The sequence below is a fragment of the Vibrio rotiferianus CAIM 577 = LMG 21460 genome (assembly GCF_002741985.1).
GTDB lineage: Bacteria > Pseudomonadota > Gammaproteobacteria > Enterobacterales > Vibrionaceae > Vibrio > Vibrio rotiferianus.
Window position 1 is genome coordinate 35,577 of sequence record NZ_APHW01000036.1, and the last position, 12,683, is coordinate 48,259.

Consider the following 12,683-nt stretch of genomic DNA (forward strand, 5'->3'; position numbering starts at 1 on the left):
TAAATGGCAACGAAAACTGCAGATTTCATTTGGTTTAATGGTGAGATGGTTCCATGGGCAGAGGCGAACGTTCACGTTTTGACTCACGCGATGCACTACGGCACCTCTGTATTTGAAGGCGTACGCTGCTACAACACGCCGAAAGGACCAATTGTCTTCCGTCACCGCGAGCATGCGCAGCGTTTAAAAGACTCTGCCAAGATTTACCGCTTCCCGATCCCGTTCTCTGTGGAAGAAATCATGGAAGCGACGCGTGAAACCCTGCGCCAGAACAAACTCGATAGTGCTTATATTCGCCCATTGGGTTTTGTCGGTAATGTTGGCTTGGGCGTATGTCCTCCAGTTGGCACAGAGATGGACCTAATCATTGCCGCTTTCCCTTGGGGCTCTTACTTGGGTGAAGAAGCGCTAGAATCTGGCGTTGATGCAATGATTTCAAGCTGGAACCGTGCAGCGCCAAACACCATCCCAACGGCGGCTAAAGCAGGCGGTAACTACCTATCTTCGCTACTAGTCGGTGGTGAAGCTCGTCGTCACGGTTACGACGAAGGTATCGCACTGAGCGTAGACGGTTATCTATCGGAAGGGGCTGGTGAAAACATCTTTGTTATCAAAGACGGCGTGATCACCACACCACCAGCAACCAGTGCAATTTTGCCGGGCATCACTCGTGATTCAATCATGACCATCGCACGCGATAAAGGTTATGAAGTGCGCGAAGCGAACATTGCGCGTGAAGCACTTTACCTTGCCGATGAAGTCTTTATGACAGGTACGGCAGCCGAAGTTGTGCCAGTAGCAACCATCGACAAAATTGAAGTGGGCACCGGTAAACGCGGCCCAATCACTAAAGAACTACAAGCGGCCTACTTTGGCCTATTTAACGGCACCACGGAAGATAAGTGGGGCTGGTTAGACTATGTGTACCCAGAACAGAAGTAAGAAGGATTAGGAAATGCCAAAATATAGATCAGCTACCACCACACATGGTCGTAACATGGCGGGTGCTCGAGCACTGTGGCGTGCAACAGGCGTAAAAGATGAAGACTTCGGTAAGCCAATCATCGCCGTCGTAAACTCGTTTACTCAATTTGTTCCGGGTCACGTACACCTAAAAGACATGGGTCAGCTTGTAGCACGTGAAATCGAAAAAGCCGGCGGCATCGCTAAAGAATTCAATACCATCGCGGTTGATGATGGTATCGCAATGGGTCACGGCGGCATGCTGTACTCACTACCTTCACGCGAACTGATCGCAGACTCAGTAGAATACATGGTCAACGCGCACTGTGCCGATGCCATGGTATGTATCTCTAACTGTGACAAAATCACTCCGGGAATGTTGATGGCATCTATGCGTCTTAACATCCCTGTTATCTTTGTTTCTGGTGGTCCAATGGAAGCGGGTAAAACCAAGCTTTCTGATCAGATCATCAAGCTAGACCTTGTTGATGCAATGATCCAAGGCGCGGATCCAAAAGTGTCTGATGAGCAAAGTGAGCAGATCGAACGCAGCGCATGTCCAACGTGTGGATCGTGTTCAGGCATGTTCACTGCAAACTCAATGAACTGTCTAACGGAAGCACTAGGTCTCTCTCAACCAGGTAACGGTTCTATGCTGGCAACGCACGCTGATCGTGAACAACTGTTCCTTAATGCAGGTCGTCGTATCGTTGAACTGACTCGTCGTTACTACGAGCAAGATGACGAATCAGCACTGCCACGCAACATCGCTACGTTTGATGCGTTCGAAAACGCGATGGCACTGGATATTGCAATGGGTGGTTCAACCAACACCATTTTGCACCTGTTAGCTGCAGCGCAAGAAGGCGAAGTGGATTTCGATATGGAAGATATCGATCGCTTATCTCGCCAAGTACCACACCTATGTAAAGTGGCACCATCTACCCAGAAATATCACATGGAAGATGTACACCGCGCTGGTGGCGTAATGGCGATTCTTGGTGAGTTAGACCGTGCAGGTCTACTGCATAACCAAGCTCGCACCGTACTTGGCCTTTCAATGAAAGAGCAGCTGGCGAAATACGACATCATTCAAACAGAAGACGAAGACGTACTTAAGTTCTTCCGAGCAGGTCCTGCTGGCATTCGTACCACTCAAGCTTTCTCACAAGATTGTCGCTGGGATCGCCTTGATGACGATCGCGCTGAAGGTTGTATTCGTGCCAAAGATAACGCCTTTAGCCAAGAAGGTGGTCTAGCAGTTCTATCAGGCAACATCGCATTAGACGGCTGTATCGTTAAGACCGCAGGCGTTGATGAGAGCATTCTTAAGTTCACTGGTCCTGCCGTGGTTTTCGAGAGCCAAGAAGACGCCGTTGAAGGCATCTTAGGCGGAAAAGTTAAAGCGGGCGACGTGGTAATTATTCGCTACGAAGGCCCTAAAGGTGGTCCGGGCATGCAAGAGATGCTTTACCCTACCACTTACCTAAAATCGATGGGTCTTGGTAAAGAGTGTGCGCTTCTAACCGACGGTCGTTTCTCTGGTGGTACATCTGGTCTGTCTATCGGCCACGCCTCTCCTGAAGCAGCCAACGGCGGTGCTATTGGCTTGGTTAAGCAAGGCGACATGATCGCGATTGATATTCCAAACCGTTCGATTTCACTCCAAGTGTCTGAACAAGAACTCGCTGAGCGCCGTGCGAAACAAGACGAACTAGGCTGGAAACCTGTTGACCGCCAACGTGAAGTTTCATTTGCACTCAAAGCTTACGCAAGCATGGCAACCAGTGCTGACAAAGGTGCAGTACGAGACAAATCTAAGCTAGAGGGCTAGCTTATGACTCTGACATCACAAACTGGCGCAGATTATCTGCGCCAAATCCTTCGCGCTCCTATTTACGAAGTGGCGACGGTGACACCACTGCAAGAGATGCCTCGCCTTACTGCGCGTATTGGTAACAATGTGCAGATCAAGCGTGAAGATCGCCAGCCAGTGCACTCGTTCAAATTACGTGGTGCATACAACATGGTAGCAAGCCTGTCAGAAGCACAAAAAGCCGCAGGTGTGATTGCTGCATCAGCAGGTAACCATGCTCAAGGCATGGCGCTTTCCGGCACTAAGCTGGGCATTAAAACCACCATCGTAATGCCTAAAACCACACCCGACATCAAAGTCGATGCGGTACGCAGCTTTGGTGGCAATGTGGTATTGCACGGCAGTAACTTTGATGAGGCAAAAGCGGAAGCTGAACGTCTTTCAGAGTTACACGGTTATACCTTTGTGCCACCATTCGATCACCCACTGGTGATTGCAGGTCAAGGCACTATCGGCATGGAAATGCTGCAGCAAAATGGTCACCTTGATTATATCTTCGTCCCAGTCGGCGGTGGTGGTTTAGCGGCTGGCGTAGCGGTTCTTGTGAAGCAGTTGATGCCAGAAATCAAAGTGATTGCGGTTGAACCAGAAGACTCTTCATGCCTAAAAGCGGCATTGGATGCGGGTGAGCCAGTTGTGCTTGATCAAGTCAGCATGTTTGCTGATGGCGTCGCAGTTAAACGTATTGGTGAAGAGACTTTCCGTCTGTGTCAAAAGTACATTGATGGCCATATTGCGGTCTCCAGTGATGAAATCTGCGCAGCAGTGAAAGACATCTTTGAAGATACTCGAGCTATCGCTGAACCTTCGGGCGCACTTGCTCTGGCTGGTTTGAAAAAGTTTGCCGAGCAGAACAAGCTAGAAGGCAAAAACCTAGGCACGGTACTGTCTGGCGCAAATACCAACTTCCATGGTTTGCGCTATGTTTCAGAGCGTTGTGAGCTTGGTGAGAAACGTGAAGGCCTGCTTGCGGTCACGATCCCAGAGCGTCAAGGGGCATTCTTTGAGTTCTGTAACTTGATTGGCGGCCGTGCCGTAACGGAGTTTAACTACCGCTACAACGACGACGCATTAGCAAATATCTTTGTCGGGGTGCGTTTGCAAGGAGGTCAAGAAGAGCTGGAAAACATTATTCGTGACCTGCGTGATGGGGGTTATCCTGTTGTTGATCTCTCAGACGATGAGATGGCAAAACTACACGTGCGCTACATGATTGGTGGCAAACCGTCTAAGCCACTCAAAGAGCGCCTCTACAGCTTTGAGTTTCCGGAGTACCCAGGTGCACTGCTTAAGTTCTTGAGCACACTCGGTACCCATTGGAATATCAGCCTGTTCAACTACCGTAACCACGGTGCTGATTACGGACGCGTTCTATGTGGTTTCGAGTTAGATGAAAGCGATTTAGCTCAGTTTTCTGCGCATTTACGCGAACTTGGCTATCAATGCAAAGACGAAACAGACAACCCGTCGTATAAGTTTTTCTTGTCCTAGAGCCATCAAAGCCACTTTCCATGAAAGTGGCTTTTCTATCAATATTGAAGCCAATCTTGGTGCAGTTTATTCGGTGCGCCGAGGTAATCCACCATCCACTGGATCAGCTTGTGATTGTCATCTTTACGCCATACCAAGCAGCACTGACTGATTGGCATATCATCCTGTAGTACCTTTTCCACCAGTGTTCCTTCATGAATCAGTGGCATTGCAATATGACGAGGCATATACCCGACTCCAACGCCATTCTTCAAGCATTCTATTGCACTGTACCAGTTAGGCAATAACAAACGACGCTGCTTAGGGTAATGACCCGTGTGACGCTTTGGCAGCACGTTCGATGTATCATCAAGACAGATCGCCGGAAATTGACTGACAAACTCTTCAGTTAGAATTTGCTGACGAACACAAGGATGAGCAGGAGACATCACAAATGCCCAATCCAACACGCCCATGTCTTTGACCTCAAAGTCACCTCCCACAGGAATCGCAGATGTCGCTCCTACAACAATATCAGCACGCCCTTGAGCGATGGCTTCCCATGAACCGTTAAACACTTCCATGTTGATTTGTAGCTCTGCAAATTCGAACTCACGATAGAAGTCTTCGACCAAAGGCTTAAGCTTGTCGAGCTTAACCACGTTATCCAAAGTGAGTTTTAGTGTCGATTGCCAGCCATGCGCAGCGCGGCGGGTTTGCGCTTTAACTTCAGCCATTTGTCTGAGTAGTAAACGAGCTTCTTCGATAAACAACTCACCAGCAGGTGTCAGCTCAACTTTTCTTGGTAATCGGCGGAACAAAACCACGTTTAACTCCTGTTCGACTTGACGAACGCCATAGCTGATCGCTGACGGTACTTTATGCAGAACCTCAGCAGCAGCTGTAAAGCTTCCTAAACGAGCAACGGTATCGAGCATTTCCAACGAAGACTTCGAGAACACGACTGTAACCTTTCAAAAAATTTGATTGATAACTAATAATTTTAGCGTTTTATTTTCTCAAAATCGAAAAATAGAATGGAAGGGTAAATAAATCGGGGTTGGCGCCAACGGATATTGACTAAAAAGTGATTAAATAATTTGATTGGTTGAATCATGAAAATCTCAAAACTACAGCTTGTTTATCTAGCAGCCCTATCTATGCTTGGCTTTATTGCCACGGATATGTACTTACCAGCGTTCAAAGCAATGGAAATAGACTTTGCCACTGGTCCAGAACAAATCGCACTTTCTTTAACTGTATTTCTTGTTGGTATGGCTTTTGGTCAGTTGATGTGGGGCTTAGCTTCAGACAAATTCGGCCACCGCAATACGCTGGCGGCAGGTCTAGTGATATTCACTATCGCCTCGTTTGGTTTAGCGTTCAGTGAACAAGTATGGCAGTTATTGGCACTGCGTTTCGTACAAGCAATCGGTGTCTGTGCTCCTGCTGTAATCTGGCAAGCGATGGTAATCAAACGTCACTCAAGCCAGAGCCAACAGATTTTTGCCACTATCATGCCGCTGGTGGCACTGTCTCCAGCGCTCGCTCCTCAGCTAGGTGTACTACTGGCTGACAGCTTTGGTTGGCACAGTATTTTCGTTGCACTAACGCTTATGGGTGTGCTGTTGGTCGTTGCGACAATGGCGCAAAAAAATGAAAAAGTAGAAGTAAAACAAACCAGCATGTCTTCAGACATCAAATCACTACTAGGTTCTAAAACTTACCTAGGTAATGTGTTTATGTTTGCTACAGCGTCTGCGGCTTTCTTTGCTTACCTAACAGGTATGCCAGAAATCATGTCTCAACTTGGCTATGAAGCGAAAGACATTGGTTTGAGCTTTATTCCACAAACTATCGCCTTCATGGTTGGTGGTTACTTAGGTAAGGTTGGCGTTCGCAAATACGGTGACGAGAAGATTCTGCGTCAGTTAATTGGTCTATTTAGCGTTGCTGCACTACTAATTTTCATAGCTTCGCAGTGGGAATTGACGTCAATTTGGCCAATTTTAGCGCCTTTCTGTCTGATCGCAGTAGCGAATGGTGCGCTGTACCCAATCGTGGTAAACCGTGCTTTGGCAAGTGCAAAGCAAAGCCCAGCTACCGCTGCTGGTCTGCAAAACAGCTTACAAATTACCGTGAGCAGCCTATCAAGCGCACTAGTAGCAGCGATGGCAAGCCAAGCTCAGATGGTAACGGGCGTCGCTATCATCATCTGTATGGGTGGTCTGTGGATGGGGTACATCCTGTCTAACCGTGAATTATCCAAGCACTTCACGACGCCAGATAATGCTCGCGTGGTGAGTGAAGACGAACTTTAGTTCTGCCAATCTCAGTAGAACAGCAAACAAAGGGCCGCGTTATGCGGCTCTTTGTTTTTATATGTGCATACAAAAGAGAGTACTTACATACTCTGTAAGCCCCATTTTTCAGCCACTCGTTTAAAGAAGCCTTGGGTTTTCTTCAACTCAACCCAGTGGTTAATATAGTTAATCCAGACTTGGTCGTCTTGAGGCAGCAGCATCGCAATAGGCGTTGGCTTGCGAGGCTCTTTGACTGGGACAATCGCCAACTGTTTGAATTTCTCCACCAGCGTTGCCGCCTCTACATTAGATGTCACAGAAACATCAGCTCGGCGAGCCAATAACTCTTGGAAATCACGTGCTGGCGCTTCAATTACAATGTGCTGCGCGGATGGGAAGAAGTCTTTGACCATCTTCTCTTGCACGGTACCAAGCGTAGCAGCGACCTTCACTTCAGGTTTATCAAAATCCGCCCAATCAGAGAACTTAGCTAAATCTTTCTTTTGTACCACGGGTACAAACGCAAGATAGAAGTATGGCTGGCTGTAACCGGCCACTTTGGCACGCGACATATTCAATGAAGCGCTACCAGTAACATCATATTTATTGGCAGTAATGCCATTAACTAGCGTTTTCCAATCCGTCGCAATGTATTCCACCTTAACACCGAGATCTTTGGCCAACTCAGTGGTAACGTCAATATCAAAACCACGATAACTATTGGTAGCGGGGTCTTTCATCGTCATCGGGTTCCAATCGCCAGTCGTCCCTACTCGTAACACGCCACTATCCAGTATTTCATGCAGTCGGCTCTCAGCATGAGCAAATTGAGCAATCGCCGATAACCAAAGAACAACAGCAAACATAAGCTTTTTCATTGTATTTCCTTATATACTTATTTTGATTCAAGATTTACAAACACAACCTTGATAACATAGCAGTAACAAGTGGCATTTTTTAGTCAAGTTAGGAAATGAAGGTTGAATAATCGAACGCTGTGGCTCTTTTTCCCTCTATTACTGACAGGTTGCTCTGACTATCAATGGGGGTGGTACATACTTGACCCTTCTACGGAGCAGGGATTAACCAACATCAAGTTTCTAATAGCAGGCTTTAATGACACGATCCAAGTGTCTCTACTCAGCATGCTGTTTGCGATGAGTCTAGGGCTATTGGTCGCCCTTCCAGCCTTATCTGATTCACCTGCACTTAAGTGGCTAAACAGAATCTATGTCGAGATAATCCGCTCGATACCAGTCTTAGTATTGCTACTCTGGGTATACTACGGCATGCCAACGCTGCTTGATGTATCGCTGAATCATTTTTGGGCAGGTGTGATCGCATTAACCATTGCAGAAAGTGCCTTTATGGCGGAAGTGTTTAGAGGAGGAATCCAAGCCATAAGCCGCGGACAACATGAAGCAGCAGAGTCGCTTGGGCTAAACTACTGGCAAAAAATGCGATTGGTGATTCTTCCCCAAGCATTTCGCCAAATCTTACCGCCACTGGGCAATCAATTTGTCTATATTCTCAAGATGAGCTCACTAGTCAGCGTGATTGGTTTAAGTGATCTAACAAGACGAGCCAATGAGTTGGTGGTGAATGAGTACTTACCGTTAGAGATTTATACCTTTCTTGTCTTAGAGTATCTGCTGCTGATTCTTTTGGTGTCTCAATCCGTTCGTTGGTTAGAGAAACGCATAGCGATCCCGAGTCACTAAGCTCTCTCTTTCACAACACTAGATACAACAAAGCCGCGCAGATGAGCGGCTTTGGTTTATTTCGGTTAAAGAAAGCAGCTGAGGCTTACTTTTGTTTTACCGGGCGTTGCCAACCGGTGATTTTGCGCTCTTTCGCGCGAGTAATCACAAGCTCACCTTCTGCAACGTCTTTGGTCAATGTCGTGCCGGCACCGATCGTTGAACCATCAGCAATCGTCACTGGCGCTACAAGCTGGCTGTCTGAGCCAACGAAGACGTCGTTACCAATGATGGTCTTAAACTTGTTCGCTCCATCGTAGTTACAAGTGATGGTACCTGCACCGATGTTAGTACGTTGACCGATCTCAGCATCACCTAAGTAAGTCAGATGGTTCGCTTTAGAGCCTTCACCGATACGCGCATTTTTCACTTCTACGAAGTTACCCACGTGAGAGTCGTTACGCATTTCAGCGCCAGGGCGTAGGCGCGTGAATGGACCAACCGTACATTCTTCACCAACAGTTGCACCTTCAATCACACTGTAAGGGCGGACAACCGTGTTATCGTCGATTTCACAGTCTTTCAGTACACAACCAGCGCCGATCACGACGTTATCACCCAGTGATACTTTACCTTCGATGATCACATTGGCATCGATTTCACAATCCATACCACATTGCAGCTCACCGCGCAGATCAAAGCGGGAAGGATCACGCAGCATCACGCCCTGCTCTAGCAGTTTCTGAGCTTGCATTGATTGGAATGCGCGCTCTAGACGAGCCAATTGAGCACGATCGTTGACACCCTCAACTTCAATAGAGTTAACCGGATGCACAGCCTCTACCGCTCGGCCTTCACTATGTGCAGCCGCGATAACATCCGTTAGATAGTATTCGCCTTGAGCGTTTTCATTGTTTAGACCAGCAAGCCAGCGTTTCAGGTCACCACCTGTCGCCACCAGCACACCAGTGTTACATTCTTTGATGAGCTTCTGCTCTTCTGTCGCATCTTTTTGCTCAACAATAGCAATAACAGGACCATTACGTCGAATAATACGACCGTATCCCATCGGGTTATCTAGCATAACTGTCAAAAGTGCGATGCCGCCATTTGGCTGAGCTTCTAATAGGTTTTCGATCGTTTCCGCTGAAATCAGAGGTACATCACCATACAAAACCAAGATCTTTTCATCATCTTCGAAGTGTGGCGAAGCTTGATCAACCGCGTGCCCGGTCCCCAACTGCTCTGCTTGCAAGATCCAATTTACAGGCTCATCAGCTAACACTGCCTGCATTTGGTCACCACCATGACCGTAAACTAAGTGAATGTTTTGTGCACCTAAAGTCGCACATGTATCAATCACATGCTTCGCCATCGGTTTGCCAGCAAGGGTATGCAGTACTTTCGGCATGTTGGAGTACATGCGTGTACCTTTACCCGCAGCAAGAATTACCGCGCTAAACTTCATCGAATTACCTTTAAACTGAAATAAAACTGTCGACTATTGTAGTCAGTTAAGAAGCAATAGTTAACGTAGGAAGGTAAATTTCCCTTAAAAAATAAGCAAAAAGGCGACCTAATGGCCGCCTTTTACATGCAACGTTGCTAATTGAGCTTAGCGACGCTTTTTGGTCAGCTCGATAACTCGAAGCTGAGCAATGGCTTTAGCCAGTTCACTGGCCGCTTGTGCGAAGTCCATGTCACCATGCTGATTCTGGATTTGCTCCTCAGCGCGGCGCTTGGCTTCTTCTGCCTTCGCTGCGTCTAGATCTTCACCACGAATCGCTGTATCAGCCAGTACTGTAGCAGTACCCGGCTGAACTTCGACCATACCACCAGAGACATAAATGAACTCTTCGTGGCCGTGCTGTTTCACAATACGCACCATACCAGGCTTAATAGCGGACAGCAGCGGAGTGTGGCCGTGGAAAATACCCAGCTCACCTTCGCTACCGGTCACCTGAAACGTTTCTACGCGACCCGAGAAAATACGTTTCTCAGCGCTTACTACGTCTAGGTGAAAGGTTATTGGTGCCATATCGCCTCCTAGTTAGCCTTATAGCTTCTTCGCATTCTCGATAGCATCGTCAATCGTACCGCAGTACATGAACGCTTGCTCTGGAATGTCATCGTATTCACCAGCTAGTAGACCTTTAAAGCCACGTAATGTCTCTTTAAGAGGTACGTAAACGCCTGGGTCACCTGTAAATACTTCCGCTACGTGGTAAGGCTGAGTTAGGAAACGCTCAATCTTACGTGCACGAGATACAACTTGCTTATCTTCTTCAGATAGCTCGTCCATACCTAGAATCGCAATGATGTCTTTCAGCTCTTTGTAGCGCTGAAGTGTCTGCTGAACGCCACGAGCTGTGTCGTAGTGTTCTTGACCAACTACTAGTGGGTCTAGCTGACGAGACGTCGAATCTAGTGGGTCGATCGCTGGGTATAGACCCATAGCTGCGATGTTACGGTTAAGTACAACCGTTGCATCCAAGTGCGCGAACGTTGTTGCTGGAGACGGGTCAGTCAAGTCATCCGCTGGTACGTATACTGCCTGTACAGACGTGATAGAACCTTGACGAGTTGACGTGATACGCTCCTGCAGTACACCCATCTCTTCTGCAAGAGTTGGCTGGTAACCTACCGCTGAAGGCATACGACCTAGCAGTGCTGATACCTCTGTACCTGCAAGCGTGTAACGGTAGATGTTATCAACGAACAGTAGTACGTCACGACCTTCGTCACGGAAACGTTCTGCCATTGTTAGACCAGTCAGTGCAACACGTAGACGGTTGCCTGGTGGCTCGTTCATCTGACCGTAAACCATCGCTACTTTAGATTCTTCAGGATTCTCAACGTTTACAACGCCCGCTTCCTGCATCTCGTAGTAGAAATCGTTACCTTCACGAGTACGTTCACCAACACCAGCAAATACTGATAGACCTGAGTGTTGAAGTGCGATGTTGTTGATAAGTTCCATCATGTTAACGGTCTTACCTACACCTGCACCACCGAATAGACCGATTTTACCACCCTTAGCGAATGGACAAACCAAATCGATTACCTTAACACCAGTTTCTAGAAGTGCTGTTTCGTTTGATTGCTCTTCGTAGCTTGGTGCTTCACGGTGAATAGAGTAAACCTCTTCTGCACCGATCTCACCACGCTCATCAATCGCGTCACCTAGGACGTTCATGATACGACCTAGAGTTTTAGTACCTACTGGTACTGAAATTGGAGCGCCAGTGTTAACCACTTCAACGCCACGACGTAAACCATCAGAGCTACCCATTACGATACAACGAACTACGCCACCGCCTAGCTGTTGTTGAACCTCAAGAACTAGACGCTCTTTCGATTCTGTAACGTTTAGAGCGTCATATACACTTGGTACTTCGCTCTGTGGGAACTCTACGTCGACTACCGCACCGATGATCTGTACGATCTTACCTGTAGCCATCGTTAATCCTCTAAACTATTTCGTTTTACCTAAGCTTAAACCGCAGATGCACCACCAACGATTTCCGATAGTTCTTGTGTAATCGCAGCCTGACGGGCTTTGTTGTACACAAGTTCTAGATCTTCAATCAAGTTGGTTGCGTTATCCGTTGCAGCCTTCATCGCAATCATACGAGCCGCTTGCTCACAAGCAAGGTTCTCTACCACACCTTGGTATACCTGAGACTCTACGTAACGCACTAGAAGTGTGTCCAATAGAGGTTTTGGCTCAGGCTCATAGATGTAGTCCCATGAGTGCTCACGCTGCATCTCTTCGCTGTCCGATTTAGGCAAAGGTAGCAATTGATCGATCGTTGGTTGCTGAACCATAGTGTTCACAAACTTGTTGAACACTACGTATAGACGGTCCAGTTCACCTTCATCGTATTTCTTAAGCATTACGCCAACAGAACCGATTAGGTCTTCTAGGCTTGGGTTATCACCCAGACCAGAAACCTGTGCCGCAACTTTTGCGCCACCATTTTTAAAGAAAGCTGTTGCTTTTGAACCGATTACCGCCAGTTCAACTTCAGCACCTTTCTCCTTCCATGATTGCATGTCTGTAACGGCTTTCTTGAACACGTTAATGTTCAAACCACCACACAGACCACGGTCTGTCGAAACGATGATGTAACCAACACGTTTAGCTTCACGCTCTTCTAGGTACGGATGACGGTACTCTAGGTTTGCGTTAGCCACATGACCGATCACTTTACGCATTGTTTCAGCGTATGGACGAGAAGCTTCCATTGCGTCTTGAGAACGACGCATTTTTGAAGCTGCTACCATTTCCATCGCTTTCGTAATTTTCTGCGTGCTTTTAACACTACCGATTTTATTACGTATCTCTTTTGCGCCGGCCATCGTTACTCT

At 47.4% G+C, this 12,683-nt stretch carries 11 protein-coding genes; 5 read left to right on the plus strand and 6 right to left on the minus strand.

Annotation, left to right across the window (positions count from 1 at the left end):
- Nucleotides 1-3: 3 nt before the first annotated feature.
- Genes ilvE through ilvA form a run of 3 tightly spaced genes read left to right on the plus strand, consistent with a single transcriptional unit; the run spans nt 4 to nt 4,330 of the window.
- Nucleotides 4-942: a branched-chain-amino-acid transaminase gene (gene ilvE, locus B853_RS15145; RefSeq protein ID WP_038885230.1), complete on the plus strand. Its 939-nt coding sequence runs from the start codon at nt 4-6 to the stop codon at nt 940-942.
- Between the two features lie 13 nt (nt 943-955).
- Nucleotides 956-2,797 (plus strand): dihydroxy-acid dehydratase, encoded by a 1,842-nt coding sequence (gene ilvD / locus B853_RS15150; protein ID WP_038885231.1) that lies wholly within the window; start codon nt 956-958, stop codon nt 2,795-2,797.
- Nucleotides 2,798-2,800: 3 nt separating this feature from the next.
- Nucleotides 2,801-4,330 (plus strand): threonine ammonia-lyase, biosynthetic, encoded by a 1,530-nt coding sequence (gene ilvA / locus B853_RS15155; RefSeq protein WP_038885232.1) that lies wholly within the window; start codon nt 2,801-2,803, stop codon nt 4,328-4,330.
- A 38-nt stretch (nt 4,331-4,368) separates the two neighbouring features.
- Here the strand turns inward: ilvA and punR are convergent, their stop codons facing one another.
- Complete coding sequence (punR, locus tag B853_RS15160) at nt 4,369-5,271, minus strand: DNA-binding transcriptional activator PunR (protein WP_038885233.1); 903 nt, start codon at nt 5,269-5,271, stop codon at nt 4,369-4,371.
- Nucleotides 5,272-5,424: 153 nt separating this feature from the next.
- Here punR and punC point away from each other — a divergent pair, with 153 nt between their 5' ends.
- Nucleotides 5,425-6,630 (plus strand): purine nucleoside transporter PunC, encoded by a 1,206-nt coding sequence (punC, locus tag B853_RS15165; RefSeq protein WP_038885234.1) that lies wholly within the window; start codon nt 5,425-5,427, stop codon nt 6,628-6,630.
- Nucleotides 6,631-6,713: 83 nt separating this feature from the next.
- Here punC and B853_RS15170 read toward each other — a convergent pair whose 3' ends face one another.
- The gene (locus B853_RS15170; protein ID WP_038885235.1) at nt 6,714-7,490 is read right to left on the minus strand and encodes a transporter substrate-binding domain-containing protein; all 777 of its coding nucleotides are present in this window, start codon (nt 7,488-7,490) and stop codon (nt 6,714-6,716) included.
- A gap of 102 nt (nt 7,491-7,592) precedes the next feature.
- Between B853_RS15170 and B853_RS15175 the strand changes: the two genes are divergently transcribed.
- Nucleotides 7,593-8,333: an amino acid ABC transporter permease gene (locus B853_RS15175; protein ID WP_038885236.1), complete on the plus strand. Its 741-nt coding sequence runs from the start codon at nt 7,593-7,595 to the stop codon at nt 8,331-8,333.
- 85 nt (nt 8,334-8,418) lie between these two features.
- Here B853_RS15175 and glmU read toward each other — a convergent pair whose 3' ends face one another.
- From glmU to atpG, 4 genes are all read right to left on the minus strand, one after another.
- A complete protein-coding gene (gene glmU / locus B853_RS15180) occupies nt 8,419-9,780 on the minus strand; it encodes a bifunctional UDP-N-acetylglucosamine diphosphorylase/glucosamine-1-phosphate N-acetyltransferase GlmU (protein ID WP_038885237.1) in 1,362 nt (453 codons plus the stop codon).
- A 147-nt stretch (nt 9,781-9,927) separates the two neighbouring features.
- A complete protein-coding gene (locus tag B853_RS15185) occupies nt 9,928-10,350 on the minus strand; it encodes a F0F1 ATP synthase subunit epsilon (RefSeq protein ID WP_005429758.1) in 423 nt (140 codons plus the stop codon).
- A gap of 18 nt (nt 10,351-10,368) precedes the next feature.
- Nucleotides 10,369-11,772 carry a F0F1 ATP synthase subunit beta gene (gene atpD, locus B853_RS15190; RefSeq protein ID WP_010444716.1) on the minus strand — a complete coding sequence of 468 codons (1,404 nt, stop codon included), beginning with the start codon at nt 11,770-11,772 and terminating at the stop codon, nt 10,369-10,371.
- Nucleotides 11,773-11,807: 35 nt separating this feature from the next.
- Nucleotides 11,808-12,674: a F0F1 ATP synthase subunit gamma gene (gene atpG, locus B853_RS15195; RefSeq protein ID WP_010444718.1), complete on the minus strand. Its 867-nt coding sequence runs from the start codon at nt 12,672-12,674 to the stop codon at nt 11,808-11,810.
- Nucleotides 12,675-12,683: the final 9 nt, after the last annotated feature.

What these genes read in the sequence shown, in the direction of transcription:
- B853_RS15170 (WP_038885235.1), bottom strand. Translation starts at nt 7,490, where the DNA reads ATGAAAAAGCTTATGTTTGCTGTTGTTCTTTGGTTATCGGCGATTGCT.
- glmU (WP_038885237.1), bottom strand. Translation starts at nt 9,780, where the DNA reads ATGAAGTTTAGCGCGGTAATTCTTGCTGCGGGTAAAGGTACACGCATG.
- atpG (WP_010444718.1), bottom strand. Translation starts at nt 12,674, where the DNA reads ATGGCCGGCGCAAAAGAGATACGTAATAAAATCGGTAGTGTTAAAAGC.
- atpD (WP_010444716.1), bottom strand. Translation starts at nt 11,772, where the DNA reads ATGGCTACAGGTAAGATCGTACAGATCATCGGTGCGGTAGTCGACGTA.
- ilvD (WP_038885231.1), top strand. Translation starts at nt 956, where the DNA reads ATGCCAAAATATAGATCAGCTACCACCACACATGGTCGTAACATGGCG.
- punC (WP_038885234.1), top strand. Translation starts at nt 5,425, where the DNA reads ATGAAAATCTCAAAACTACAGCTTGTTTATCTAGCAGCCCTATCTATG.
- ilvE (WP_038885230.1), top strand. Translation starts at nt 4, where the DNA reads ATGGCAACGAAAACTGCAGATTTCATTTGGTTTAATGGTGAGATGGTT.
- ilvA (WP_038885232.1), top strand. Translation starts at nt 2,801, where the DNA reads ATGACTCTGACATCACAAACTGGCGCAGATTATCTGCGCCAAATCCTT.
- B853_RS15185 (WP_005429758.1), bottom strand. Translation starts at nt 10,350, where the DNA reads ATGGCACCAATAACCTTTCACCTAGACGTAGTAAGCGCTGAGAAACGT.